The organism is Bordetella sp. 15P40C-2, assembly GCF_009763235.1.
Classification (GTDB): Bacteria; Pseudomonadota; Gammaproteobacteria; order Burkholderiales; family Burkholderiaceae_B; genus Bordetella_A.
In genome coordinates, this window is the sequence record NZ_WSJA01000019.1 from 16,341 (window position 1) to 41,511 (window position 25,171).

Here is a 25,171-nt window from a genome sequence, read left to right on the forward strand (position 1 = left end):
CGCTTACAGCGACTCCAGGAATCGAATCAGGTCTGCGCGTTGCTCGGGTGTCATGGCCACGACACGATCGCGCGCCGCTTGCGCTTGGCCGCCATGCCACAGGATAGCTTCGAGCAGCGTGCGGGCGCGGCCGTCGTGCAGCCAAGTGGCATGCGGATTGACGGTGCGAGTCAAGCCAATACCCCATAACGGTGGCGTGCGCCATTCGCTGCCGCTGGCGCCGTCCTCGGACACCTTGTCCGCGAGGCCTTCGCCCATGTCGTGCAACAGCATATCGGTGTAGGGCCAGATTAGCTGAAAGCGATGTTCCGGGCGTGCGGCGTCACGCCGCGTCACGTATTTAGGCACATGACACGCCACGCAATTGGCTTCATAAAAAAGCTTCTTGCCGGCGAGCACGCGAGCATCGTCCACATCGCGCCGTTGCGGCACGGCCAGATTCAGTGCATAGGTGGTCACGAAATCCAGCAGCTCGCCCGGTACTTCGTGTTCGCCCAGATGCGGCTGCGCGCCGTGCGGCATTTTGAGGCACTCATCCTGCGCTTTCGTGCAGTCACCATAGTGGCTGGGAAAGAGCGGCGTGGACAAGCCCATGTCGTTCGAGAACGCGGCCGCGCTTTGCTGCTCCACGCTCGGCTGGCTGGCCTTCCAGTTGAATCGGCCCAGCACGCGCTCGCCGGTACGCGCATCGCGGGTCCAGTTTGGCCTGCCACGAATACCGTCGCCGTGATCTTTTGCCGCGTTGGCAAGAATGTCGTCGGGATGAATCGCCTCGAGCAGACCCAGACCGATCATGGGTTGCGCCAAGCGTGGCGAGATCTGGACATCCTCGCGCATCGGGCCATACCCGAGATTCTCGATGCGGTAGGTCGGCTTCATCAGGGTAGCGGTCTCGCCGCCATTGAGCGCGACGGTGATCGGCTCATAGTCGATCTCCAGCCGTCCCTCGGCCGGCAGGCCCGCTACCGAGAAATTCTGCAATTGCACGCCGTACACCGGCTCGGGCACGAAAGGCCAATGGCCGGAGGCGAGCTTTTCGCGCTCCAGGTCCGTGCTGGGTGGCACGGACAGTCGCAACAATAGCGCGACAGTATCCGAGCGCTCCATCGGATCGAACCCGGGCACCGATCCCCGACCGTCCTTGGTATGACATCCCTGACACGAGCGCGCATTAAAGAGCGGCCCCAGGCCGTCGGAGGCTTGCGTGGACGACGGCGCCGATACCCAGTCTTTTCTGAACAGCCCGTTGCCCACCAGGAACTGCTGGCGCCCCTCGAACGTCAGGTTCGCCGACGGCTGAGAAAATATATCGGCGTTAACCAGCTTGCGCGTCGTACCCGCGCCCGCCTGCAGCGATTCGAATGGCTCGGATTTGCTGAAATCGCTGGTGGGCGCCGTGACTTTCGCCACGCGCGCGCGATCTTCGTCGGACAGATCGTCACGACCCACAGAAGCGCCGACGGCGCTGACAGTCGTCAGCGCCGCTAGCAAAGCAACAACACGAAAGTTCACTGAAATACCGCTTCCGGCTTATCGAGACTATCGGAACCCTCAAGCGCGACGTCGCCAAGATCCAGCACGGCAATCACGCGTTCCAGGCTGCGCGTCTGATCAATCAGCGCATCGATGGCGGCTTGCACCACCGCATTGCCTTCGGCGTTGCCGGCGGCAATCATCTGATCGTAAGTTTCCACTTTCTCGGCTCGGTCGCGCATGGCCTGCATCGCAGCCACCGTCGCGTCGAGTTTCGCGCGCATTTCCGCGTCCAGCTTGGGATCGCGCGCTTTCACCAGGTCGGACAAACTTGCACCCTTGACCGTCTGGCCGTCGGTGCGCAGGTATTCGCCCAGGTAGACGTTACGAATACCGATTTGATCGTAGTAGTGCGAGTTGTGCGTATTGTCGGAGAAGCAATCGTGTTCTTCTTCCGGATCGTTGAGCATGAGGCCCAACTTCATGCGCTCGCCGGCGAGTTCGCCATAAGACAGGCTACCCAGCCCGGTGACCATTGCGATGAGGCCAGCCTTGGGGTCTTCGGACACGGCCTTGCGCGCCGGGCCGTCACCCTTCCAGTTTGCGACCATGGTTTCCAGATCGGATACCAGCAAGTCGGTGGCGGCTTTCAGATATTGAATGCGGCGCTCGCAGTTGCCGCCGGTGCAGTTCTTCGGATCGAAATCCGTATGCGGGCGATTGCCGGCATGGCGCTCCTGCGGGGTGCCGGTACGGTCGGCCGGCGCGGGGCCGGTCCCGTTCAAGTCTTGGCCCCACAGCAGGAACTCAATCGCGTGATAACCGGTAGCGACGTTTGCCTCGTTGCCATCGGCCTCATGCAGCAGATCCGCCAGCAGCTCGGGCGTGATATTGGTCGCATCGATGGTTTTACCGCCGACATTGATCTTCGAATTGGCGATCACGTTGACCGCGTAAAACGCGTTCTCGTCGTTCTCGGTGCCATACGAAGCATCCACATAGTCAATCAGCCCTTCGTCCAGCGGCCATGCGTTCACGCTGCCTTCCCAATCGTCCACGATGGGATTACCAAAGCGAAATGCCTCGGTCTGCTGGTAAGGTACACGCGCCGCCAGCCAGGCCTGACGGGCAGCCTTGAGGGTGTCAGCGCTGGGGTTCGCGATCAACGCATCGATGGCGGTGCGCAGCGCTTTGGCTGTGGCGAGCGAATCTTCGTAGCCTGCCAGCGCGATATCGGAATAGGTCTGCACCACAGCCTTGGGTTCGGCCGCCGCTTGGGCCGTGCCGCCAACCAGAGCCGCCACCAGCATCGCGCCATAGAGCAACTTGCGCATCGAAACATTCTCCTTGGACTGAGCGAAGGCGTGTAACGTCTTCACGCATTTCTGACACTCAAATGAACGAACGCAAGTGTAAACAATTTTCGTTTAAGGTTCAGCCCCTGGGATGCTTTTTGGAAAATGTCCCAGCGTCCGGCGCCATGGCAGCGTGGCTGGGACCAGCCGCACGGCTAGTGCGATGTCGTTGGGTGCAGCCAGCGGCGCAATACCTTCGTGATGACGGGGATACAGATATAAGACAGCACCGGCGTCATGCAGACCGTGGTGACGAATACCCGCCAGAAGATCGGCAGCGTGCTCAAAATATCATTGGCCAGGATGCTAAAGAGTAGCAACATCGGAAAGTAGGCCAGCCAGACGCTGATGGCCTGCTTCCAGCGCGGCGGCGTTCCGTTGCCAGTAGAAAACCACGCGTTCAGACCGCTGACCCGATGCACGCGGCTTTCGCGCACCAGGCTGGCCCCACGCTCCAGCCACATTTTGCGCGGCAAGGAGTTTTCCCAGCGGGCGAGGCTTTCCGGATCTTCGAAACGCAGCACGATCTGGTACTCGTCGCCGCCCTCCGGCGGTTGCAACACGCCTGAACCCAGAAAGCCGGGAAAGCCAGCGGCCAGCAATTCGCCCTGTCGCATCCACTTCAGAAAATCGCTGTATTTCTCGGGCGCAATATGGCGCGTGACAAACATAGTGACCGGGGCGGAAACAGAATGGGCAGACATTTAATGACTCCATACAGCTGGGCTAGCGGTGCGAGGGCTCAATCCCCGCTACCTAGTGATTACCCTAGCAAAGTGCATGCCAACTTTTCTCTTGGGAGCGAGCCGGTATTTACATGCATCTGCGGTGCTGCAATGCAGCATCGCTGCACCGCATTAGGGAAATCACCTAGCCCTGCACCATATCGGTGCAAAGCATAGGCCAGAATAGACCCTCCGTCGGTTGCAGGAGTTTGCTTGAGAGCGCCAACCCGGACGTCTACACTAATTGCTCCCTATCCCCTGGAGCTTCGCTCATGAGCCAACTCAACATCGCTGTCTTCGTGGGCAGCCTGCGTGCTGCCTCCATCAACCTGCGCCTTGCTCGTGCGCTGGAAAAGCTGGTTCCCGAAGGTATAGCGTTTCAATACGCCAGTCTGGGCGATGTGCCCCTGTACAACCAAGACCATGAAATGGACATGCCCGCGCCGGCAGCCACGATCAAGCAATTGGTCGCCGACGCTGACGGCCTGCTGTTCGTCACGCCCGAGCACAATCGCTCCATTCCCGCCGCCCTGAAAAACGCCATTGACTGGGGTTCACGCCCTTGGGGTCAGAACTCTTGGACCGGTAAAGCCGGTGGAATCGTGGGTGCCTCCCCCAGCGCCGCCGGTACGGGCATGGCGCAGCAGCATCTGCGCAATATCCTGGCGGCCGAAGGTGTGAATATCTTTACCGTGCCAGAAGTCTTTCTGCAATATAAGGAAGGCTTGATTGACGACGATTACCAGATCACCAACGAAGGTACTCGCCAGTTCCTGCAGGGTTGGCTGGAAGGCTACGTCGCCTGGATAAATAAATTCAAAAACTGAGCTTTGTGGCGGCCGATCTCAACAGTCGGCCGCGCTGTCGCGAAAAGCGCAGTGGCTTTCGCGGCTGTTATCCCCTGTCGATGTGGACAAGCCGCTGAACAGCTTTCGGACAAGCGAGATTTTTTCTTTCCAAACAAAGACTTGTAGACAGTGGTCAAAAAATGGGCACGAGGCGCAGGAGTGACTAATTCGCTCGCCGGAACCCCCGATCACGCGTTCATCAGGGCCCGCGCCATACCTGATACGCATCCAAGAGCCCGGATATTCACAACCTGTACGCTTATCCCCCAGGAATGTGGACAAACCCTTTGACAGGTTTCGGACAAGCGCAAAACATCCTTGAATAACAATAACCTGCACATCCCGGTGAAAATTTGCGCATCCAGCGATATCTGGCGCACATGCGCTTACGCGTATCGAATCAACGCCCTGATCCGCGCAAACCACCAGTCCAAATTCCGGAACAGGGGAAAACCTGCAGGCTTATCCCCCGCCGTTGTGGAAAACCTACTGAACAGGTTTCGGACAAGGCAAAAAAGGGCTGCAAATCCAAGCAGTTAGAAGCGCCGATCAAATATTGACCAGCGATTCGACTCGTGCGCTCGCCCTAATCCTCGTCTTCCAGGCGCATCCCGATCTTCAGTCCAACCTGCCAATGCGCGATCTTGCCGTCCCTGATATGGCCACGCACCTCGGTCACCTCGAACCAGTCGAGATTGCGCAGCGTCTCCGAGGCGCGCGCGATAGCCTGCGCGACCGCGTCGTCGGAAGACGTGGTCGATGAGCCGACCAGTTCAATCTGCTTGTAAATGTGGTTATCGGACATGGACGACCTCCTGAAAAGTAGAGCGCGGAACTCCGCAAGTTGCATACCCGCGCGGCGCGAGCGCGCCTAATCTGGGCCCCGAGGCAACTCGGGAATGTTGGTCATGAGACTTTCTGGCGGCCTCCTCACATTTTGAGAAGTATTGGGACTGACCGAATTAATCCGGCCGCTTTATACGTAAACCAAATAAGTACATATTTTTAGTATTAGGAATTACCAGTAGTTAATACCTACATATTCCGGGCAATCATTGCAAATCGATGCAAAAAATAATAATTCCATCATATTAATTGCTGAACTTAGATGCAATTACGTGAATTTCGGAACTTTTACACGGAAATAGCAGCGTGTTCTTAGACGAAACTTCTGCTCACTGGATCGAAAGTCCTGTATTATTTGAAAAATCCGCGGGACCGACCTTGCGGATTACATTTATTGCTAATTTTTGCAATGGGAGGCTTCCATGGCGGTTATCGGTATAGATATTGGATCCAGTAATCAGGTAATTAATTCGTCGAACTACGACGCCGATGCAGGAGATACCCTGCAGTTAAATGTGCTGGGAAGTAATACGCTGACCGTTGACGGTGTCGACGCAGTGGCTAACACGCTGGTGGGCGTGCAGGCCATTGGGACGCCGACATTCGCCGTTATTAATGGTGGCAGCCTCTCATTGAACTATGGCCTCGCCAACGTTTCAGCCCTGACCGGCGTCAATTACGAGATTGGCGATGGTTCCTCGATCACGGTGGACGCTGCCACTCTTGCGGTCGGTATTGTTGCCAACAACAACATTACGTTCACTGGCAACGGCGGGGGGGCGTTCGTCTATGATCCCGCATCGCTATCGCTGGCGACTCCCACCACATTCACGGTCAACAGCATGGCGGTCGGCGATTCCTTATGGGTCGAAGGTCGCAGCAACGGCACGCTCAGCTATAATTCCGCCACGCAGACCGCCACCTTGAACTACAACGGTAACCTCTCGACTGGTTTGGAAGCCGTCCGCTTCCAAATCCAGAACATTTCGCAAGCTGACTACGATGCCATGGTGGAACAGTACGGCACCTCGGGTATCGGCGCATTCGTGTCGCCCGTATGCTTCCTGCGTGGCACCATGATTCAGACCACCAAAGGCGAAGTCGCCGTGGAAGATCTGGTTGCTGGCGATGTTGTTATCGGCAAGTCCGGCGAACGCACCGTGAAGTGGGTCGGTTTCCGCAAGACGTTCACCAAGCAGATCCCGGCAGACCGCCGGGCCGAGCATATGCCGATCCGTATCGTACGCGATGCCATCGCTGAAAACGTGCCGAGCAAGGACATTGTGGTTTCGCCCGGCCATCACCTCTACGTGGAAGGCAAGCTGGTCCGCGCCAAGGACCTGGTCAACGGCAAGACCATCTACCAGGAAACGCATCACATCAGCTACGAGTACTTCCACGTTGAACTGGATCAGTTCGATGTGATCAGCGCCCACGGCATCATGTCCGAGTCCTGGGCCGATGGTGGTAACCGCGACTACTTCCAAAACGCCGACGTCACCGCCCTGCGTCCGGAAGATCGTCAGCGCCGTCTGGCCGACCGTCCCGGCTTCACGGTCGTGCGCAACAAAGCCGAGATCCAACGCCTGCAAGCGACCTACGCCGCTCGCGCCGAGGTGCTGGAACAAGACAGCGCCACTGAGCTGAAGGTCGCCTGCGCCTAATTTGGGCCAGCGCCACTGATACCCGCGGCACTTGCGAAGTGAAGCGGCTTCCCACTCGATACCTGTATCGAGTGGGATTTTTTTTGGACGTCGAGTTAAAAGATCGCTCGCAATCAGGTCACCGCAGTCCGCTGCTTGAACTCGGGCTTGTCCCAGCTACGGTTATCCAGCACGTCCTTCAAGATCTCCACCGCATCCCAGACATCGGCGTACCCAAAATACAGCGGCGTCAGGCCGAAGCGCAGCACTTCCGGCTCGCGGTAGTCGCCGATCACGCCGCGTGCGATCAGTGCCTGCATCACCTCGAAGCCATGGGGATGCCGGAAACTCACATGACTGCCGCGCTCGGCATGCGCGCGCGGCGTCACCAGCGTCAGCGGATGGCCGGCGCAACGGGATTCGACCAGTTCAATGAACAAGTCACCCAGCGCCAACGATTTCTTGCGGACCTCCTCCATGCCGGCGGCATGCGCCACGTCTAAGCCGCATTCGATCAAGGACATCGACACGATCGGCTGCGTGCCGCACAGATAGCGCCGTACGCCACCCGCCGGCTCATAAGCCACCGCCATATCAAAGGGACGGCTATGCCCCCACCAACCCGACAGCGGCTGCCAAAAGTCTTGGGTATGATGCGGAGCAACCCAGATAAACGCGGGCGAGCCAGGACCGCCGTTCAAATACTTATAGGTGCAGCCCACCGCGAAGTCAGCGTTGGCACCATTTAAATCCACGGGTACGGCCCCGGCTGCGTGCGCCAGGTCCCAGATTGTCAGCGCGCCTTGGCGATGCGCCTGAGCGGTAACCGCTGCCATGTCGTACATCCGGCCGCTACGGTAGTTGACGTGCGACAGCAGCACCACGGCCACCGATTCGTCCAGTGCCTCGTCCAAAGGCAGATCATCGTCAATCAACCGCATTTCGTAGCCCTGTTGAAGCAGGTCGATCATGCCCTGAATCATGTACAGATCGGTCGGGAAGTTGTCGCGCTCGGACAGGATGACGCGGCGCGTGGGATGCTTGTGCTGCTGAATCCGCAGCGCGGCGGCCAAGGACTTGAAGATGTTCAGCGAAGTCGTGTCGGTAATGACCAATTCGCCGTCGCGCGCGCCCAGCAGACGCCCAAGCTTGTCGCCCAGGCGCGCCGGCAGATCGAACCATCCGGCCGAATTCCAACTGCGGATAAGGCCCGTACCCCATTCCTCATTGATCACCTGGGCGGCGCGTGCGGCGGCAGTCTTGGGCAGCACGCCCAGAGAATTGCCATCCATATACACCACCCCTTCGGGCAAATCGAATTGGTCCTTGAGGTGCGCCAGGGGATCCTGACGATCGGCGGCGACGCAGGCTTCGCGAGTGTTCATAGTCCATTCCTTCTAACGAGTTGCTAAATAGATACTATCAGCGCGAGCACGCAAAAAAGTTGCAAAGTCGTTCGTGACTGACCCTAGTTTTTCGAATTTAATTGCGTCAAGCTGCTTTGATAAGAACGAGATTGCGGAATGCAAATTGACACCATCGACCAACGAATCCTTGCCCGTTTGCAAGAAGACGGTAGCCTCAGCAACCAGGACTTGGCCGATCAAGTCGCGCTATCCCCCTCGGCATGCCTGCGACGCGTGCGTGCGCTGGAAGAAGCGGGGCTCATTCGCGCTTATCGCGCGGTATTGGACGCCGAGAAGCTAGGCTTTGATCTCGAGGCGATCGTGCACGTGTCGCTGGACCAGTCGCGCGCCGGCTGGCACGAGGAATTCCTGGCGTGCATCGCGCTGCACGACGAAATCACCGAGGCCAGCATCGTCACTGGCGCGTCCAACTATATCCTCCGGGTACGCACGCGTAATTTGTCGGCGTTTTCGAACTTTGTCGAGGATAAACTCAGCAAGCTTCCCGGCGTGCGCAACCTTTGCTCGCATATCGTCATGCGTAAGGTAAAAAATCGGGATAGCATGCTGCCGCTGGCCAACTGGCGCTGAAATACGTCGGGCGACAGCCGATGCACGCGCTCGGACAAGTCTTAAAACCCATCGCCGCCCCAAGGCTTGAACGCCCCTGAAGTCGCAAACCGGCTCGTCCGTGAGGACGGTTTTAATCGGCCTGCCCAAAAAAACTACACTAAGGCCTATGAGTAGTAAGGCGTACGATGCGGTGTCCCGAGCACCCGGCTCGACATTCATCGTCTTCGTACACCGCCGAACCGTATAGAAATATCAAGTGAATTCAACGTCTATCGAACCCAGTCTCGCCGGCCATACCCCCATGATGCAGCAGTACCTGCGCCTCAAAGCCGAGGCGGGGCCGCTATTGCTGTTCTACCGCATGGGAGACTTCTATGAGATGTTCTATGAAGACGCCGAACGCGGCGCGCGCCTGCTGGGGTTGACGCTGACCAAACGCGGGGCCTCCAACGGCACGCCGATCCCGATGGCCGGTATTCCGGTGCACGCGATGGAGCAATACCTCGCCCGGCTGGTCGCACAGGGCGAATCGGTCGCGATCTGCGAACAGATCGGCGACCCGGCTGCCTCCAAAGGGCCGGTGGAGCGGCGCATCGTCCGTATTGTCACCCCCGGCACGCTTACCGACGAAGCGCTGCTGCCGGCCAAGGCCGACCGCGCGCTGGCGGCGATCTGCATTCATGGCAAAGGGCGCCTGCAGCGCGCAGCGCTGGCGTGGCTGAATCTGGCCAGCGGCGAGTTTCGGGTGACCGAGTGCGCTCCCGCACAGCTGGAATCCGAGCTGCATCGTGTGTCTCCGGCAGAACTGGTGTGTCCGGAGAGCCTGGACCTGCCCTTCCCCTTCGAAGGCGCACGCACGCGCGTACCGGACTGGCATTTCGAAAGCGACGGCGCGCGAGCGCATTTGCTGGCGCATTTCAAGACTGATTCGCTGTCCGGTTTCGATGTCGATGACATGCCCGCCGCGATTTGCGCGGCCGGCGCGTTGCTACGTTATGCCGCGCGCACGCAGTCGCAGGCCCTCGCGCACGTGCAGGGTATGGCCGTGGACCGACCCGGCGAATACGTGTTGATGGACCCGGTCACTCGACGCAATCTGGAGCTCACGCAGACCATTAGCGGCGAGGATGCACCGACTTTGTTTTCGTTGCTGGACGGATGCCAGACGCCGATGGGCAGCCGCTTGTTGCGGCGATGGCTGCATCATCCGTTGCGCGATAACGCGGCGGCACTTGCCCGTCAGCAAGCCATTGCCGCGTTGCTCGCGGGACGCATGGATGTGGCGCAAACATTTAGCGATGCGGACCTGCTGGAATCTTTGCGCGGCGCCTTGAATGCCTTTCCGGACGTGGAACGCATTGCCTCGCGATTGGCGCTGCGCTCGGTGCGCCCGCGCGAGCTGGCAAGCTTGCGCGATGCGCTGCATGCCCTGCCCACCCTGCATGATCTGATTTCGCCGCTCGCCGGTACACCTCGCCTGGGTCAGCTCGCCGCACATCTGTCGCTGGACCCCGCCATCGCCGAGCTGCTCACCCGCGCGATTGCACAAGAACCCGCCGTGGCGATACGCGACGGCGGCGTGATCGCGGCCGGCTTTGACGCCGAACTCGATGAACTGCGCGCGCTGGCGGCCGATGGTGGCGACTTCCTGCTGCAGCTCGAAGCACGCGAGCGCGAACGCACGGGCATTAACAATTTGCGCGTGGAATTCAATCGCGTGCATGGCTTTTATATCGAGGTCACCAAAGGCCAGACCGACAAGGTGCCCGAAGACTACCGTCGCCGTCAGACGCTAAAGAACGCGGAACGCTATATCACCCCCGAGCTGAAGACCTGGGAAGACAAGGTGTTATCCGCCCAGGACCGCTCGCTTGCGCGCGAGAAATGGTTGTTCGAACAGGTTTTGGACGCCGTCGCCGCATTCGTGCGCCCGTTGTCGGAATGCGCCTGCGCGCTGGCCGAACTCGACACCCTGGCAGCACTGGCCGAGCACGCCCGTCGCCACGATTGGATCGCCCCGCAGCTGAGCGAGCAGGCCGAAATCTGCATCGAAGCCGGCCGCCATCCGGTTGTGGAGCGCACCATCGAGCGTTTTACCCCCAATCACTGCGTGCTCGAGGCAACGCGCCGCATGCTGTTGATCACTGGTCCAAACATGGGCGGTAAATCGACCTATATGCGTCAAGTCGCATTGATCGCGCTGCTGGCCCGCGTCGGCAGCTTCGTGCCTGCGACCAGCGCCACCGTGGGCAAGATCGACCGCATCTTCACGCGCATCGGTGCAGCCGATGATCTGGCGGGCGGTCGCTCCACCTTTATGATGGAAATGACCGAGGCCGCCGCCATCCTGGCTGCCAGCACGCCGAACAGCCTCGTACTGATGGACGAAATCGGCCGTGGCACCTCGACCTACGACGGGCTGGCGCTGGCGTGGGCGATTGCGCAGCGGCTGGTGACGCATAACCAGGCGCTGACCTTATTCGCGACGCATTATTTTGAATTGACGCGACTGCCTGCTGAACAGCCTACCGCCGCCAACGTCCATCTGGCCGCGGCCGAATCCGCGGGCGGCATTGTGTTCCTGCATGAAGTCCGCGAGGGCCCCGCCAGCCGCAGTTATGGTATCCAGGTTGCTCAGCGCGCCGGCATCCCGGCCGCCGTGATCCGCCATGCCTCGCGCGAACTGGAACGCCTCGAAGCGCAAGGCGCGCCTACGCCACAGCTCGGCTTGTTCTCCGCAGCCATCGAGGCAGACGCGCAGGCCCATGCCGCCCATGATCAACACGAAGAATCCGCGGCATTACAAAGCCTGCGCGATGAGCTGGCCCAAATCGACCCCGACAGTCTGACGCCGCGTGAAGCGTTGGACGCTCTTTATCGCCTCAAGGCGTGTTTACCGTGAATATCAACGAGTCCCTGCCCCTGCTGGGCGGCCTGAGCGCCGCTGACTTTATGCGCCGCTACTGGCAGCGCAAGCCCTTGCTGATCCGTCAGGCCATTCCGAATTTCAAGCCGCCGTTAAGCATCGCGCAGGTCAAAAAATTAGCGCGCCGCGACGATGTGGAATCCCGCTTGATCTGGCGCGAGGAAGGCGCGTGGCAAATGGAGAACGGGCCGTTCGCCCGACTGCCTAAAGCCACCGTGCCCGATTGGACCTTGCTGGTACAAAGCGTGGATCTGCACGATGACGCGGCGATGGCGTTGATGCAGCTATTCCGTTTCATTCCGGATGCGCGCCTCGATGACATCATGATCAGCGTGGCTTCCGATGGCGGCGGTGTGGGGCCGCATTTCGATAGTTATGACGTATTCCTGTTGCAAGCAGCAGGACGCCGGCGTTGGCGCTATGGCCGCCAGAAAGACTTAAGCCTGCAGCCGGATCTGCCGCTAAAGATTCTGCAGAATTTCGAGCCCGAGCACGATGTGGTGCTGGAACCGGGCGATATGCTGTACCTGCCACCGCAAGCAGCGCATGATGGCGTCGCGGTGGGCGGTGACTGCATGACCATATCGATCGGATTCCGCGCGCCCACGCAGGCGATATTGGCGCGCGGTCTGCTCGAAGCCGCGGCGGATCAGGTGATGGCGCGTGTCGGATTGCTCGGCGGCCCCTATGGCGAGCCGCCCTTGCCTGGGCCGCGCCTCGAAGCACTGTATCGAGATCCCGGCCAGCCAGCCGTCGAAACGCCCGCGGCCTTGCCTGACAGCCTGGTGCAGGCCACGCTAGATACTTTGGCCAAGGTGCGGTTCGATGATGCGGTGGCCGCGCGCTTTTTGGGATGCTGGTTAACCGAACCCAGCAATCTCAGCGTGTTTGAACCGCCGGCCGAACTCGCGGTCGATCTGGCGTTGGAATGGCCGGAGCGAGGATATCTCCAGCTGGATCGCCGCAGCCGCATGCTGTATCGCGGCAAGCAGTTGTTTATCAACGGAGAAGCGGCTCATGTGCCCGCGGAGCCGGCGCTACGCGCACTGGCCGATGCTCGCAAGCTGGCCTGCAACGACCCGCGATGCCGCAAGCTGAGCGACGACGCGCGGGAAACCTTGATGGACTGGCTGGACTCTGGCTGGCTCCACTATCGGGAAGCCTGACAAAAGATCTACCCGGTGGCTCTCTACCGTATCTTCCTGTCACGATGCTGTATCGGTCGTGCACAGAGCGCGATCAAGCCTGATTTTCTCGCAACATAGGGAAACGTCGCACACCTTGCTGTAAGGCCTGTTACGTTTGGGATGCCACCGCTTTAACTTTCACACTCCACAAACCGGACGATTCCTGTAGCCTGAATACTCGTTTCCCCTATTGGGATTTACCCCCAGCTGGGGCGGCAACATTGTCATCTAACAGGAGTCTCAACATGATCAGCAAAACTTTGATTATCGCCTCGGTTATGGCCGTCGCGCTGACGGCTTGCGACAAGAAGGACGACACCGCTGGCGCACCCAGCTCCGCGCCCGCTACCACGGCGCCGGCCCCTTCCACGCCCGCACCCGACACGTCCACCCCCTCGTCGAGCACGCCTGCTCCGGGCGGTACTTCGTCGCCGAGCGGCCCCACCTCGCCCAGCGGCTCGCCCGCGCCGAGCTCGGGCGGCTGAATCTAAACCGCCGTATTCGCCTGGACTGGCCACACCGCCAGTCGCAAAAAGGGCCACGACACGAATGTCGCGGCCCTTTTTGCTTAGGCCTCTGGATTTAGACCATTTTGTCCTTGAGCACACCCAAGAGGCGTTGTGCCGTAGAACTGTTGTCCCGCTGACCGTTGGCGTCCAAAATCGTGACTTGCGTCTGACCACCGACTTCGGTCAGATGGACACGGTATTGAGCGGCCTGAGCGCGCTTGTCACCACCAAACAGACGGCTGAAGAAGCCCGGCTGATCTTGCTTGGCACCCGTGTCGGTATCCACATAGCGCACGAAATAATCGCCAGCAGAGCGATCGCGATCGTCGACGGTGAAGCCGCCCGAATCCAAAGCCACCCCGACGCGACGCCAGGCGCGGTCAAAGGATTCGTCCACGACCAGCATGGCACCGTCGGCACGCACATCCTGTTGGACGGTCGGCGACTGCGGTGCGGCCTCGGCCTGTGCAACCAGCCTGCGGGCGTTGTCGGTATCGGTGCCCAGATACACCATCAGGCGGGCCAGCATCGCGGCATTCAGACCCGGATCTTCTTTACCGTGCTCCCACGCAACCTGGCCTTCGTCCGTGCCAATGCGCTTTTCCAGCATTTGCTGGTGCGAGATATAGACCTCGGTGCGGCCGCCCACGCGTTCGACGCGGGTGCGAAATTTTTCGCGCTCGCCGCTATCCCAGGCGGAATCGAGAATCTTGCCCAAGGCCTGACGCAGCCAGCTCTCGGGGATTTTCGCCCGGTTTTCCGCCCAATTGGTTTCGATCAGCCCCGCTTGAGGGTTGTTGACCGCCACGGTGAAACCCGTTTCTGTCCAAAAATCGACGATCTTCGGGAAGACCTGTTCCGGTGGCTGGTTGATCACCAGCCAGCGTAAATCGCCGTCACGCTCCACGCGCATATCGTCACGCTGTGGCAGCACATTGCTGGTCTGGACCGAAGTCGTCGCGACTTGGCGACCCTGCTCCTGGTATTCCGAGAACGTGGTGCTACCCGAGGTCGGCGCGCGATAACGTGGGTCACTGGACGCCTGAGTCAAATCAGGCGGAATGCTCAGTGGCTCGCCGCGCTTGGTGCTTTTGTAGTCGACCGACTCCTCATTGCCGAGAAATTCATTAATTTCGCTGCAACCAGACAGCAAAGTCAGCACCATCAATGCCGACGCAGCGGCATGACGTTGATTCATACGCATCCTCACTTATGTTTAAAGCAGACCCGTTTCCTGGAGTGCGCGACGGACGGTCTCGTGATGCTGAGCGCCGAGCTCTACCAAGGGTAAGCGATAGCCCAGTGCCGTACGGCCCATCTGAGCCAGCGCCCATTTCACAGGAATGGGATTGGCCTCGATGAAGAGAGCCTTGTTAAGACGGGCCAGATACGCGTTTAGTTCACGCACCTTGGGCACATCACCTGCCAACGCGGCTGCGCACAGCTCGCGCATGAGTCGGGGAGCGACATTGGCCGTCACCGAAATATTGCCCCGCGCGCCCAAGAGCATGAGCGCGGCGGCGGTCGGATCGTCACCGCTGAACACCTGGAAGCTTTCGGGGGCTTCGCGCAGCAGCAGCGCGCCACGGCCGATATCGCCCGTAGCGTCCTTGATGCCGATAATGCCCGGCACCTGGGCCAGGCGCAGCACGGTCTCGTTGCTCATATCGGCAACGGTGCGACCCGGCACGTTATACAGAATGGTGGGCAGATCCACCGCTTCGGCAACCGCGCGGAAGTGCTGGTAGAGGCCTTCCTGGGAGGGCTTGTTGTAGTACGGCACCACCGAGAGACCGGCCTGCGCGCCCACGTTTTTGGCGTGGCGCGTCAGGTGGATGGCTTCGTCGGTCGAGTTCGCGCCGACCCCGGCGATCACCGGGATACGGCCAGCGGCGTGTTCGACCGCCACGCGGATCAACTCGGCGTGTTCCTCCATGGACACCGTCGGCGATTCGCCAGTCGTGCCCACCACCACCAGGGCGTCGGTGCCCTCGGCAATGTGCCAGTCGATCAGGGACCGATAGCTTGCGTAATCCAGGCTGCCATCCGGCTGCATGGGGGTCACCAAGGCCACCATGCTGCCTTGGAAAGTAATCATTGAGGAATCCGGGGATGCCATGAAAATGGGCTCCGAACCCGGAACAGGATGCCCCGGGCGAGAAACAAGTCAGTCGAACCGTTGAGTTTACCGGAATATTGAGATTTACAAGAACCAAGTCACGATGGCCGCGCCCACGTCCATGACCGGGCGCATCAGCGTCCACAGGACATCGGTCGCCAGCAACACGATCACGATCAACAGACCATAGGGCTCGATACGCGAATATTGCCAAGCCAGCCGGTGCGGCAGCAGGCTAAACAGCACGCGGCCGCCATCCAGCGGCAAAATCGGCAGCAGGTTCAGCGCCATCAGCACGAGGTTCACATTGATGCCAGCCATGCCGACTTCGTACCAGTAGCCTTCCTCCACGCCTGTGGCCAAAAGCAGACGCATGGAAAGCACCCACAATATGGCCATCAGCAGATTCGCCGCGGGCCCGGCCAGGGCGACCCACAGCATGTCCTGCTTGGGCCGGCGCAGCCTGCCAAAGTCCACGGGCACGGGTTTGGCCCAGCCAAACAGCATGGCCGGCCCCCCGAGCAGTTTGGACATAAGCAAAATCGCGACAGGCACCGCAATGGTGCCCACCGGATCGATATGCCGTATCGGGTTTAGCGTGATGCGTCCGGCCTGTTCGGCGGTCCGATCACCGAACAAGCGTGCAACGTAACCGTGGGCGGCCTCGTGCAGTGTGATCGCGAAAATAACGGGAATCGCGTAGATCGCGATGGACTGAATAAGGTCGGACATGAGGCGCCGGAAGGTTTAGCGGGGGAGTTCAGGCCAGCCCGAGCGTGGCAGGGTCGCCCCGCCCGTGGCGCATGACGGCCGGCTCATCGCCGGTCAAATCGATGACGGTAGTAGGAAGTTGTGGGCACGCCCCCGCGTCGATCACGGCGGCGAGCTGATGCGCATAGCGCTCTTGAATGATTTCGGCGTCGTTTAGCGCTTCTTCTTCACCCTGAGGGATCAGCGTGGTCGATAACAGGGGAGCCCCGACCGCATCGAGCAAGCCGAGTGTCACCAGATGATCGGGCACGCGTATGCCTATCGTTTTGCGCGAAGGATGCGAGACCCGGCGCGGCACCTCGCGCGTGGCCTCGAGAATAAAGGTCCAAGGTCCGGGCGTGGCGGCTTTCAATAAGCGATATTGTTTATTGTCGACGCGCGCAAAATGGCCAATTTCCGCCAGGTCGCGACATATCAACGTCAAATGGTGGCGATCATCCAGCCCGCGTAGACGCCGCAATCCGTCGGCCGCAGCCTTGTCGTCCAAACGCGCAACCACCGCATAACTCGAGTCGGTCGGCACAGCGACCAAACCGCCATCATTGAGCCACTGCGCGGCCTGTTTAAGCAAACGCGGTTGCGGATTGTCGGGGTGAATAGAGAAAAAGATTGCCATACGTTTTATCCTAGCATCATTAGCGCCTGCTCAGGAGAATCAACATGCGCATGGGTAAGTCACGGGAAAGCCGCAACATCGAGGATCGTCGTTCTAGCGGACCATCATTTGGAGGCGGTGGGTTTGGCGGCCGTCGCGGGCCAATGGGAATCGGCGCCATCGTACTGGCACTAGTGGCAATTTATTTTGGTGTAGACCCCTCCGTGGTTCTACAAATGGCGGATGGAAATGCTCCAGTACAACAACAGACGTCGACGCAGCCTCCCGCCAATGATCCCCAAACCAAGTTCGTCGCGCAAGTGTTAGGCGAAACCGAAGACATCTGGAACGATATTTTTCGGCAAAATCTTAATCGGCAATATATCGCGCCCAAGATGGTGCTGTTTCGAGGCGCGACGCCCACGGCTTGCGGCACCGGCCAGTCGGCCATGGGCCCGTTTTACTGTCCCGGCGATAACAAGGTCTATATCGATCTGAGCTTCTTCGATGAAATGGAGCGCAAATTGAATGCGCCCGGCGATTTCGCGCAGGCCTATGTGATCGCGCATGAGGTCGGCCACCACGTGCAGCATTTATTGGGCATTTCGGATCAGGTGGATCAACTGCGTCGCCGACAGCCGGCCCAGGCCAATGCATTATCGGTGCGCATGGAGCTGCAGGCCGATTGCTTTGCCGGACTATGGGCGCGCCGCGCCGATCAGGCGCGCGATATTCTCGAAAGCGGCGATGTGGAGGAAGGCTTGAACGCCGCCGCCGCCATCGGCGACGACACCTTGCAAAAGAAAAGTCAGGGCTATGTCGTACCCGATGCGTTCACGCATGGCTCCTCGGCGCAGCGGGTCAAATGGTTCAAGCGCGGCCTCGATAGCGGCGACTTGCGCCAGTGCGATACGTTCTCGGCGGAAACACTTTAAGGCCGTATTGCCTGCCTGCCACGCGCCGATCTTGTAATATTACGGCCCTTTCGGGCACCCTTTTCGGGTGCCCGCTGAACTACAGCCCCCGTAACGGCGCATGGCCACTAAGCAAGCCCCCCTCATTACCCCGGCAGAAGTCCGCGAAATCCTGGCAGAGCCCAAGGAAACCGCCAAAGCGGTGACCTGGGTGCATCGCCCTGCCCCCGGCCAGATGCAATGGATGGAGTTCGTGTCCTCGTGCCGATTGCGCGGCGAGACGCGCGACGACATTATTCTTCGCGCCATTTACCGACCGGCGCGCACGGCGGTGTATGGACAGGCGGCCATCACGCTGCCGGCGGCCTGTTCGGCCAGTCTGTTTATCGGCCCGCATCGCGTGCTGGGCATCGATACCAACGATGCCTATCACACGAATGTCTCGGGTTCGGATTTGCCGCTGTATCGCAAGGTGCTGGAGCAACGGACTCATTTGCATATCTGGCATCATGAAGGCGAAGGGTATGCCGAGCCGATCGAGCCGGCGCTGAACGACATCGCGACCTTGATCCCTTATTTTCTGCAGCGCGCCAACCTCACCCTGCCGGGTGGCTTTGCCCATCCGCTCAAAGGCCGCCAGATTGAATTGCTCATCTGATATGACCGCATTTCTGCCCCCCGCCGGCTGGACCGTTGTCCCCGCCGGAGAACGCGCCGTACGCGCGATCACGCCCGTTGCCATGGGCTTGGACGGCCAGCATGCCAGTTTCTACATCGCGCGTCCGGACGACGAGACGTTTTTCCTGACCGATGCGGGCGAAGCCGCCATGCATGCCGCGACCTATGGCGTCGAACTGCATGCCAAGCGCCTGGAACAACTGAACCAGATTCCTGGCTTGAGCCTCGCGCGCTTTGATCACAACGGCGCGATCACCGCGTCTGGTCCTCAATCGCAGCTGCAAGACGCCTTGTGGGATGCGATCAAGCTGACGACGGCACTGACCTTTCAATGCAGTCAATGGATGCCTAAATTCAGCCGCCTGCGTTTTCGTGCGGAGGTTGGCCGCACGCTGGCCGAGGCGGTGGGGATGGACCGTCTGGTGCATGGTGCGCGCGCACGCGGCAGCAGCGGCCATACCGCCGAGTTCGCCTATGCCGTGCGCAGCGCCTCTGGTGAATCGCTCACGTTTATCGAACCCATCGCGCTCAAGGCAGGCAAGAAGATCGATTGGACGCAGGTCTATCAGACGCACGGCAAAATGTCGGATGTGAAAATGGCCGATGCGGACAACGGGCGCCTGGTGATCCTCGAAGACGGCGCCACGGCCGAGGAATTCAACAAGGCGGTTTCTATCCTGGAGCAGTCCGCCATTGTCCGACCGCTGGGCAAAGCGCGCAGCTGGTCAGAGATTTTCGCGCATTGATGCGCTATCCCGCGACACCGGTCAGTGCATCAACGATGGCGCAGCCGTGGCTGATCGCCACATGCACGGCCTCGCGGGGGCTATAGACCACCTGCCCTTCGGCAAAGCCCGGAACGGCATATTCATCGCCTGTGTCTTGCACCGCCCCGGCAGGCACGATGACCACGGACGCGGTGAATACCGGTGACCCGGAGGCCGGCGCGTTATCGCCAGGCGCGGAGCGGCTGACTTTGGCCGTCAGGCGGTATCCCTTGTAAATCAGATTATTCTGGTGCACTCGTATGCCCTCTCTAGTGAGGCAGCATACCCGGCATTTCGTGACATGTCGGATAAGTTTTGTAACCAGCTTGCAGTTTGGGCCGTCCGCGCACGCCCCGCAGAGCGACCCTTCGCAAGCGGCTGCGTTCCACTAAGTTGAAAATTCCACCCTCATTTGCCTACTCCAAATTTTTCATGCTAATATTCGGCCTCTTTGCAGTGCAGCGGTGGCTGTAGCTCAGTTGGTAGAGTCCCGGATTGTGATTCCGGTTGTCGTGGGTTCGAGCCCCATCAGCCACCCCAGTTTTTATTTCTCGCGAATGCCATGGCATTCGTTCGAGGATGCAAATAACCCGCCCAGTGAAAACTGCAGGCGGGTTTATTTTTTCGGCTGGCGCCGTAGCGCCAGGGCTTCAGTTACTGGCGCACCATCTTATCTACCGCGAATCCTTGCGTGCGCGCATAGTCCAGCAGATCATCCACGCGCGCCTGATCGGCGTCTTTCTCGCGAGTTAGCACCCACAGGTATTCGCGGTCGGGCGTACCGACCAGGGAATATTCGTAGTCGCCGGCCAGCTTGATAATCCAATAGTTCCCCCAGACCCAAGGCAGCCACGATGTCCACGCAGGCGCGAATCGCACTTGAAGCTTGGCGGGATCGGGCGGTTGTACAGAGGGGTTCAGCCGGCCTTGGGCCGTGGCAACCTTGGTTTCGCCGTTCGCTTTCTTGCACTGATTGGTCACGCCCAGCGTACCGTCTTCCCGCAGCACATAATCGGCCTGCACATCCGACGCACAGTCATCCTGGAACCGGTTGGGCAATCGCGCCTGTTCGTACCAGGTTCCGGCGTATTTACTTAGGTCCACGCTGCTCTGCGTGGGCAAGTCCGTTCGGGTGGTCGCGCAACCGGCAAGCGCCGCGACGAGTGATACCGCAATAATCGATCGCATTTCTACACCTCCGTAATGTTTGAAGTCAGGTTACCCGGAATTGGCCAAGCAGGTGATTCGAGGTGTCGTAAAGCGCAATCTGCTTTCAACATCTGTGTCAGGAATTGTCCGGACTTGGTATCCTCACGGCCTAATCGAGCCGGCATCGCGCTCGGCCGTACAGAGAGAATCATTCCGTGTTTCCTATGGATCGTATTGTCGAACTACTACAGGCATACTGGCCGCATCTGGTTTTCGTGGTCAGCTTGCTGGCCGGAACGGGGGCTGCCGTGCATGCCGCCATGACCAAACAGGATGTGCGCGCCGCGATTGGCTGGGTGGCGGTCACGCTGTTCTCGCCGCTGTTTGGCGCGCTGCTGTATTTCGTGGCGGGCGTCAACCGTATCCGTCATACGCGCGTGTCGCAGCAACGCGACGAAACGCCGCATAGCTATGCCACCTACCCTCAAGTGCCCATCAAAGACGTGGTGCCTGCATCGGACAGGCAGTTCGCCTCGTTAAGAATCCTGGGCGATACGATCAGCAATTTCCCCGTCGTGGGCGACAACAGCATCACGCCACTGGCCGGCGGCGACGAGGCTTATCCCGCCATGATGCAGGCGATCCGGGAGGCCCGGCACTGCATCGCGATGCAAAGCTATATCTTCGATAACGATCAGATCGGGCGGGAAATGGCGCAAGCCTTGATCGAAGCCCATGAGCGCGGTGTCAAGGTGCGCGTACTGATCGATGCCATCGGCAGCAAATATTCGCGCCCTCCGATCGTCCGATTGCTGCATCGCGCCGGCGTGCGCACGGCGCTGTTCATGACGAATCCGCTGGGCGTCTTGCGCATGCCCTACGCCAATCTACGCAGTCACCGCAAGATCATGGTGATCGATGGCACCATCGGCTTTACGGGCGGCATGAATGTGCGTGCTGCTTTCGTGACCGCGATCGCAGGCGATCAGACGAACCGCGACGTGCATTTCCGCATGGAAGGCCCGGTGGTGGCTCAACTGATGTCGGTCTTCGCCCATGACTGGAATTTCACCACTCATGAGCCACTGATCGGCGAACCCTGGTTCGTGCCGCCAGCGGCCACCGCGGCCGGCACGGTGCCGCTGCGCTGCGTGCCCTCGGGGCCCGACCGGGCGATGGTGAGCACGCGAAATATGCTGTTGGGCGCGCTGGCGGTAGCGCAACACCACATCCGCATTCAGTCGCCTTATTTCCTGCCTGATCAGCCGCTTATCCTCGCACTGGCCACGGCCGCGCGGCGCGGCGTGCGGGTCGATGTGGTGATTCCCGGCCGCAATAATCTGCGTTTAGTGAACTACGCCATGACGGCGCAACTGGATCAAATCATCCGCACCGGCTGCCGCGTATGGCGTTCGTCCGGGCCGTTCGATCATTCGAAGTTGCTGACGGTAGACGGCGCGTGGTCGTATGTAGGTTCGTCGAACCTCGATCCCCGTAGTCTGCGCCTGAACTTCGAGCTGGATACCGAGGTTTACGACCACGAGATCGCGCAATGGATTGCCAACCGCATTGATGCGCAAATCGCCAAGGCTCGCCAAGTGACGCTCAAGAGTCTCTATGACGAGCCTTTTATCAAGCGTTTGCGCAACAAGGTGATCTGGCTGGCGTCGCCCTATCTGTAGAGGGGCGAGCGGCCTGCTGATGAGCCAGCGAGAGGCATGCTGGCCCGCCCTACACGATTCGAACGTGTGACCGCTCGCTTAGAAGGCGAGTGCTCTATCCAACTGAGCTAAGGGCGGGGAGGCCGCGCGTATGATAACGCGCGGCAATTGTACCGTGGCGCGAGGCACCGCGCGAAATCGCTAAATAGCGTAAGAAAACCCACGCCACGTCCGCTTCTTGCCCCAATGATGCAATATTGCCGCACGCTTACAAGCGGTTGCCGACAAGAAGGTAGACGATGTTACATTGCCTCGTCGCTATATCACCCTATGTGTATGTCTTCGGCCTCTCTTTATTCTATTGGCGCGGTGCGCCCCTTGCTGCTGGCGGCGATATTCGTCGCGGCCGCGCCGGCGGCAGCCGGAATTTCATATCAGCTTGAACGCCCCACCGCGGCGGCGGGCGAAACCGTGCAGATTCAGGCAGTGCTGTTCAACGATGGCACAGCGATGACCAACTGGCGTGCGCCCGAGAATCTGGTCGTTCAGTGGCGCAGCGCCGACGGGCGCGTGGTGCGCAGCCTCGCCAAGCTGGCCACCGCCAACACGCAATTCGATATCCCGGTCAATAATTTCGCCCGTATGACCTGGAGCACGGTCGTGCCTGCCACAGCTGACGGTCTGCAAGCCGTATCGATTGAGGGCCAGCCGGCGTTGATGGCATTGGAAGTGACGAACCGAGATAACGGCACGCTGGTCAGCACGCCTGCCACCGTGCCGGTGGTGGACCCGCATACCGGGCAACCTGTGCCACCCGCTGTCGTCGCCGCCGCTGGCGCGCATCCGGACGCGGGCCCTGCGCCGGCAGACACCGTGCAGGCAGATTGGCCGGCTCCAACCTCGGGATTCGACGCCTTTCGCAGCGCCTTGTCGGCGTATGAACCGATTTACTTCGATATCGGAACTCGCGGGGGCACGACGGCGCGTTTCCAGATCAGCGCGAAGTATCGACTGTTCCACCCCGCCGATGGGCGAGCGCCCACGTTTGGCGAGAACTTCTACCTTGGCTATACCCAACAGTCGCTCTGGGATCTGCAGGGTGACTCGATGCCGTTTATCGACACCAGCTTCAATCCCAGCATCTTCTGGCTCAACGAAAAAGTCTGGACCTCGGCGAGTGAGCGCTGGCGGCTGGGTCTGAACACGGGTGTGGAGCATCTTTCCAATGGCAAGGACGGGGACGATTCGCGCTCGCTGAACGACGTGTACATTCAGCCGGCCATCAACTATCGGTTTGACAGCGGTAGCACGCTGACGTTTTCCCCGCGAATCAAGGCTTATTTCGCCGTCGAGGACGACAACAAGGATTATTCCGATTATGCCGGTCATGTGGACTGGAAAGTCCGCTGGGCGCAAGACAACGGCGCGGTGGTGTCGGCGCTCTATCGGCAAGGTGCGAGCCGGCATCGCACGACGCAGCTCGATTTCGCATGGCCGCTCAAGCGCACCTGGCTCAATATGAACGGCTACGTGCATCTGCAGTATTTCAATGGCTATGGCGAGACATTGTTGGGATACAACCAGCGTGACCGCTCGCAATTCCGTATAGGGTTATCGCTGGTGCCCTGAGCACGCTGTCGCGCACCGTATTAAAAACGGGCGGCCCCCGATGCGCCGCCCCATAAAATCGTCGACAATATGGCCCGGGCGCAGGACGACAGAGCTTGCGTAAACAGGGAGACGGCGTTGACTAGCGGGTATCGCGGCAGTTGGTATTTTGGTTGGAACATCGTGGCAGCGGCCACGGTGCTGACGTTGTTGACGGTGGGCATGCGCATGGGCGTAGGCCCATTTTTTCTGCCCATGGCGCAAGACCTGGGGTTAAGCCGTAGCTTGCTATCGGGAATTATCGCGATAGGCATGTTGTGCTATGGCCTGGCAATGCCGATAGCCGGCATGCTGGTGGCGCGATGCAGCACGCGGTTTGTGCTGTTGCTCGGCACAGCAATCGTGGTCTTATCGTCAATCTGGGCCGTCAACGCTGAAACGACGTTCGGCTTTTTCATGTCGTTTGGCGTGTTGCTTTCGGTGGGATTGGGCTTTACCAGCCCGGTCGCGTTGACGCCGGTGCTGACGCGCTGGTTCACGCGGCGACGTGGCATGGCGCTCTTCTTTTTATCGACCGGTTCGATGGCTGGCATCGCAGTGATGACGCCAGTGCTGACCTTTGCCATCGAGGCAACGAACTGGCAGGCCGCGCTCATGGGTTTCGCGGGAATCTTCACGGTCATCACCGTGCCGGTGGCCTGTTTTGTCATTCGCGATCAGGCACCAGAAAACGCCGATCTGACGGCTGAACAGATTGCGCGCAAGCCGGCTACGACTCGCACAGCCAAGGCGCCGAGCCTGACTTTTCGCCAAGCCACCCGCAGCGCCCCCTTCTGGCAGATCACCGCGGGATTATTTGCCTGCGGGTTCAGCATGAATCTGCTGGGTACGCACGGCATTCCGATGCTGATGGACCATGGCTTCGATGCCAAGACGAGCTCGCTTGGCATCGGGCTCATCGGGCTGGTCGCGATCTTCAGCACGCTGGTGCTTGGGCGGATATCGGACACTTTGCCACGCCGCAAAATTCTCGCGGCAATTTATTTGATCCGGGGGCTGGGCTTTTTTGCGCTGTTGATTGTGGGCGCCCACTGGGAGCTTTACCTGACCGCCGCGATTGGAGGGATCGTGTGGGCCGGCAGCATCGCCATGTCTTCGGCGATTCTGGCCGATATTTATGGCGTGCGGCTTGTCGGCGTGCTGTATGGCTGTGCGTACCTGGGCCATCAGGTTGGCGCGATGATCAGTTCCTGGCTTGGCGGGTGGGGTTTTGAAGCGTTTGGGACGCACTGGGTGGCATTTGGCAGCGCGGGTGCGATTCTGTTGATTGCCGCCGCTGTCTCCATGCGTTTGCCCGCGCAAAACGCAATGCTGATGCCTGCGCCGAAGCCTGCATTGTGAGGAATCACGGTCTGTCG

At 60.0% G+C, this 25,171-nt stretch carries 23 protein-coding genes and 2 tRNA genes; 13 read left to right on the forward strand and 12 right to left on the reverse strand.

What is annotated here, in order from left to right:
* Nucleotides 1–3 precede the first annotated feature (3 nt).
* From GOQ25_RS08530 to GOQ25_RS08540, 3 genes are all read right to left on the reverse strand, one after another.
* Nucleotides 4–1,512: a di-heme oxidoredictase family protein gene (locus GOQ25_RS08530; RefSeq protein WP_160350040.1), complete on the reverse strand. Its 1,509-nt coding sequence runs from the start codon at nt 1,510–1,512 to the stop codon at nt 4–6.
* Nucleotides 1,509–2,807 (reverse strand): imelysin family protein, encoded by a 1,299-nt coding sequence (locus GOQ25_RS08535; RefSeq protein WP_160350041.1) that lies wholly within the window; start codon nt 2,805–2,807, stop codon nt 1,509–1,511. Before GOQ25_RS08535 ends, GOQ25_RS08530 begins: the two co-directional genes overlap by 4 nt.
* A gap of 176 nt (nt 2,808–2,983) precedes the next feature.
* Nucleotides 2,984–3,532, reverse strand: coding sequence for an antibiotic biosynthesis monooxygenase (locus GOQ25_RS08540; protein WP_160350042.1), 549 nt, complete (start codon nt 3,530–3,532; stop codon nt 2,984–2,986).
* 293 nt (nt 3,533–3,825) lie between these two features.
* Between GOQ25_RS08540 and GOQ25_RS08545 the strand changes: the two genes are divergently transcribed.
* Entirely contained in the window at nt 3,826–4,380 is a 555-nt protein-coding gene (locus tag GOQ25_RS08545) for an NADPH-dependent FMN reductase (protein ID WP_160350043.1), read from the forward strand.
* A gap of 607 nt (nt 4,381–4,987) precedes the next feature.
* On the opposite strand, the gene GOQ25_RS08550 is transcribed toward GOQ25_RS08545, so the two are convergent.
* On the reverse strand, nt 4,988–5,206 hold the full coding sequence (locus tag GOQ25_RS08550; protein WP_160350044.1) for a dodecin: 219 nt from the start codon (nt 5,204–5,206) through the stop codon (nt 4,988–4,990).
* A gap of 463 nt (nt 5,207–5,669) precedes the next feature.
* Here GOQ25_RS08550 and GOQ25_RS08555 point away from each other — a divergent pair, with 463 nt between their 5' ends.
* Entirely contained in the window at nt 5,670–6,911 is a 1,242-nt protein-coding gene (locus tag GOQ25_RS08555; protein WP_160350045.1) for a Hint domain-containing protein, read from the forward strand.
* 113 nt (nt 6,912–7,024) lie between these two features.
* On the opposite strand, the gene kynU is transcribed toward GOQ25_RS08555, so the two are convergent.
* A complete protein-coding gene (gene kynU, locus GOQ25_RS08560; RefSeq protein ID WP_160350046.1) occupies nt 7,025–8,275 on the reverse strand; it encodes a kynureninase in 1,251 nt (416 codons plus the stop codon).
* A gap of 138 nt (nt 8,276–8,413) precedes the next feature.
* Between kynU and GOQ25_RS08565 the strand changes: the two genes are divergently transcribed.
* The 4 genes from GOQ25_RS08565 (at nt 8,414) to GOQ25_RS08580 (ending at nt 13,467) form a co-directional block, all read left to right on the forward strand.
* Complete coding sequence (locus GOQ25_RS08565) at nt 8,414–8,887, forward strand: Lrp/AsnC family transcriptional regulator (protein WP_160350047.1); 474 nt, start codon at nt 8,414–8,416, stop codon at nt 8,885–8,887.
* A gap of 283 nt (nt 8,888–9,170) precedes the next feature.
* A complete protein-coding gene (mutS, locus tag GOQ25_RS08570; protein WP_160350106.1) occupies nt 9,171–11,771 on the forward strand; it encodes a DNA mismatch repair protein MutS in 2,601 nt (866 codons plus the stop codon).
* A 50-nt stretch (nt 11,772–11,821) separates the two neighbouring features.
* On the forward strand, nt 11,822–12,961 hold the full coding sequence (locus GOQ25_RS08575) for a cupin domain-containing protein (protein WP_202109383.1): 1,140 nt from the start codon (nt 11,822–11,824) through the stop codon (nt 12,959–12,961).
* 266 nt (nt 12,962–13,227) lie between these two features.
* Entirely contained in the window at nt 13,228–13,467 is a 240-nt protein-coding gene (locus GOQ25_RS08580) for an endopeptidase (RefSeq protein ID WP_160350049.1), read from the forward strand.
* A 97-nt stretch (nt 13,468–13,564) separates the two neighbouring features.
* On the opposite strand, the gene bamC is transcribed toward GOQ25_RS08580, so the two are convergent.
* The 4 genes from bamC to GOQ25_RS08600 all read right to left on the reverse strand — a co-directional run bounded on the left by bamC (nt 13,565) and on the right by GOQ25_RS08600 (nt 16,997).
* Nucleotides 13,565–14,695, reverse strand: a complete 1,131-nt coding sequence (gene bamC / locus GOQ25_RS08585) for an outer membrane protein assembly factor BamC (protein ID WP_236844529.1) — start codon at nt 14,693–14,695, stop codon at nt 13,565–13,567.
* A 12-nt stretch (nt 14,696–14,707) separates the two neighbouring features.
* Complete coding sequence (gene dapA / locus GOQ25_RS08590) at nt 14,708–15,610, reverse strand: 4-hydroxy-tetrahydrodipicolinate synthase (protein WP_160350051.1); 903 nt, start codon at nt 15,608–15,610, stop codon at nt 14,708–14,710.
* A gap of 84 nt (nt 15,611–15,694) precedes the next feature.
* Nucleotides 15,695–16,342 carry a site-2 protease family protein gene (locus GOQ25_RS08595; RefSeq protein WP_160350052.1) on the reverse strand — a complete coding sequence of 216 codons (648 nt, stop codon included), beginning with the start codon at nt 16,340–16,342 and terminating at the stop codon, nt 15,695–15,697.
* 28 nt (nt 16,343–16,370) lie between these two features.
* Nucleotides 16,371–16,997 carry an L-threonylcarbamoyladenylate synthase gene (locus tag GOQ25_RS08600; RefSeq protein WP_160350053.1) on the reverse strand — a complete coding sequence of 209 codons (627 nt, stop codon included), beginning with the start codon at nt 16,995–16,997 and terminating at the stop codon, nt 16,371–16,373.
* A gap of 44 nt (nt 16,998–17,041) precedes the next feature.
* Here GOQ25_RS08600 and GOQ25_RS08605 point away from each other — a divergent pair, with 44 nt between their 5' ends.
* The 3 genes from GOQ25_RS08605 (at nt 17,042) to GOQ25_RS08615 (ending at nt 19,314) form a co-directional block, all read left to right on the forward strand.
* Nucleotides 17,042–17,911, forward strand: coding sequence for a neutral zinc metallopeptidase (locus GOQ25_RS08605; RefSeq protein WP_160350054.1), 870 nt, complete (start codon nt 17,042–17,044; stop codon nt 17,909–17,911).
* Between the two features lie 100 nt (nt 17,912–18,011).
* On the forward strand, nt 18,012–18,548 hold the full coding sequence (locus GOQ25_RS08610) for a hypothetical protein (protein WP_160350055.1): 537 nt from the start codon (nt 18,012–18,014) through the stop codon (nt 18,546–18,548).
* 1 nt (nt 18,549) lies between these two features.
* A complete protein-coding gene (locus GOQ25_RS08615) occupies nt 18,550–19,314 on the forward strand; it encodes a DUF1828 domain-containing protein (protein WP_160350056.1) in 765 nt (254 codons plus the stop codon).
* A 4-nt stretch (nt 19,315–19,318) separates the two neighbouring features.
* Here GOQ25_RS08615 and GOQ25_RS08620 read toward each other — a convergent pair whose 3' ends face one another.
* Nucleotides 19,319–19,591: a hypothetical protein gene (locus GOQ25_RS08620; RefSeq protein ID WP_160350057.1), complete on the reverse strand. Its 273-nt coding sequence runs from the start codon at nt 19,589–19,591 to the stop codon at nt 19,319–19,321.
* Between the two features lie 208 nt (nt 19,592–19,799).
* Here GOQ25_RS08620 and GOQ25_RS08625 point away from each other — a divergent pair.
* Nucleotides 19,800–19,875 (forward strand) — tRNA-His (locus tag GOQ25_RS08625).
* Between the two features lie 114 nt (nt 19,876–19,989).
* On the opposite strand, the gene GOQ25_RS08630 is transcribed toward GOQ25_RS08625, so the two are convergent.
* Complete coding sequence (locus tag GOQ25_RS08630; protein WP_160350058.1) at nt 19,990–20,523, reverse strand: lipocalin family protein; 534 nt, start codon at nt 20,521–20,523, stop codon at nt 19,990–19,992.
* A gap of 185 nt (nt 20,524–20,708) precedes the next feature.
* Here GOQ25_RS08630 and cls point away from each other — a divergent pair, with 185 nt between their 5' ends.
* Nucleotides 20,709–22,166, forward strand: a complete 1,458-nt coding sequence (cls, locus tag GOQ25_RS08635; RefSeq protein ID WP_160350059.1) for a cardiolipin synthase — start codon at nt 20,709–20,711, stop codon at nt 22,164–22,166.
* A 40-nt stretch (nt 22,167–22,206) separates the two neighbouring features.
* Here cls and GOQ25_RS08640 read toward each other — a convergent pair.
* Nucleotides 22,207–22,283, reverse strand: a tRNA-Arg gene (locus GOQ25_RS08640).
* Between the two features lie 198 nt (nt 22,284–22,481).
* Between GOQ25_RS08640 and GOQ25_RS08645 the strand changes: the two genes are divergently transcribed.
* Nucleotides 22,482–23,774 carry a phospholipase A gene (locus GOQ25_RS08645; RefSeq protein WP_160350060.1) on the forward strand — a complete coding sequence of 431 codons (1,293 nt, stop codon included), beginning with the start codon at nt 22,482–22,484 and terminating at the stop codon, nt 23,772–23,774.
* A gap of 117 nt (nt 23,775–23,891) precedes the next feature.
* Complete coding sequence (locus GOQ25_RS08650) at nt 23,892–25,154, forward strand: MFS transporter (protein ID WP_236844530.1); 1,263 nt, start codon at nt 23,892–23,894, stop codon at nt 25,152–25,154.
* Nucleotides 25,155–25,171: the final 17 nt, after the last annotated feature.

Excerpts from the sequence above, each read along its gene's own strand:
- GOQ25_RS08535 (WP_160350041.1), bottom strand. The coding sequence starts at position 2,807 with ATGCGCAAGTTGCTCTATGGCGCGATGCTGGTGGCGGCTCTGGTTGGC.
- GOQ25_RS08550 (WP_160350044.1), bottom strand. The coding sequence starts at position 5,206 with ATGTCCGATAACCACATTTACAAGCAGATTGAACTGGTCGGCTCATCG.
- kynU (WP_160350046.1), bottom strand. The coding sequence starts at position 8,275 with ATGAACACTCGCGAAGCCTGCGTCGCCGCCGATCGTCAGGATCCCCTG.
- GOQ25_RS08575 (WP_202109383.1), top strand. The coding sequence starts at position 11,822 with ATGCGCCGCTACTGGCAGCGCAAGCCCTTGCTGATCCGTCAGGCCATT.
- GOQ25_RS08610 (WP_160350055.1), top strand. The coding sequence starts at position 18,012 with ATGGCCACTAAGCAAGCCCCCCTCATTACCCCGGCAGAAGTCCGCGAA.
- GOQ25_RS08540 (WP_160350042.1), bottom strand. The coding sequence starts at position 3,532 with ATGTCTGCCCATTCTGTTTCCGCCCCGGTCACTATGTTTGTCACGCGC.
- GOQ25_RS08545 (WP_160350043.1), top strand. The coding sequence starts at position 3,826 with ATGAGCCAACTCAACATCGCTGTCTTCGTGGGCAGCCTGCGTGCTGCC.
- dapA (WP_160350051.1), bottom strand. The coding sequence starts at position 15,610 with ATGGCATCCCCGGATTCCTCAATGATTACTTTCCAAGGCAGCATGGTG.
- GOQ25_RS08595 (WP_160350052.1), bottom strand. The coding sequence starts at position 16,342 with ATGTCCGACCTTATTCAGTCCATCGCGATCTACGCGATTCCCGTTATT.
- bamC (WP_236844529.1), bottom strand. The coding sequence starts at position 14,695 with ATGCGTATGAATCAACGTCATGCCGCTGCGTCGGCATTGATGGTGCTG.
- GOQ25_RS08565 (WP_160350047.1), top strand. The coding sequence starts at position 8,414 with ATGCAAATTGACACCATCGACCAACGAATCCTTGCCCGTTTGCAAGAA.
- mutS (WP_160350106.1), top strand. The coding sequence starts at position 9,171 with ATGATGCAGCAGTACCTGCGCCTCAAAGCCGAGGCGGGGCCGCTATTG.
- cls (WP_160350059.1), top strand. The coding sequence starts at position 20,709 with ATGGATCGTATTGTCGAACTACTACAGGCATACTGGCCGCATCTGGTT.
- GOQ25_RS08580 (WP_160350049.1), top strand. The coding sequence starts at position 13,228 with ATGATCAGCAAAACTTTGATTATCGCCTCGGTTATGGCCGTCGCGCTG.
- GOQ25_RS08600 (WP_160350053.1), bottom strand. The coding sequence starts at position 16,997 with ATGGCAATCTTTTTCTCTATTCACCCCGACAATCCGCAACCGCGTTTG.
- GOQ25_RS08630 (WP_160350058.1), bottom strand. The coding sequence starts at position 20,523 with ATGCGATCGATTATTGCGGTATCACTCGTCGCGGCGCTTGCCGGTTGC.
- GOQ25_RS08555 (WP_160350045.1), top strand. The coding sequence starts at position 5,670 with ATGGCGGTTATCGGTATAGATATTGGATCCAGTAATCAGGTAATTAAT.
- GOQ25_RS08615 (WP_160350056.1), top strand. The coding sequence starts at position 18,550 with ATGACCGCATTTCTGCCCCCCGCCGGCTGGACCGTTGTCCCCGCCGGA.
- GOQ25_RS08645 (WP_160350060.1), top strand. The coding sequence starts at position 22,482 with ATGTCTTCGGCCTCTCTTTATTCTATTGGCGCGGTGCGCCCCTTGCTG.
- GOQ25_RS08605 (WP_160350054.1), top strand. The coding sequence starts at position 17,042 with ATGCGCATGGGTAAGTCACGGGAAAGCCGCAACATCGAGGATCGTCGT.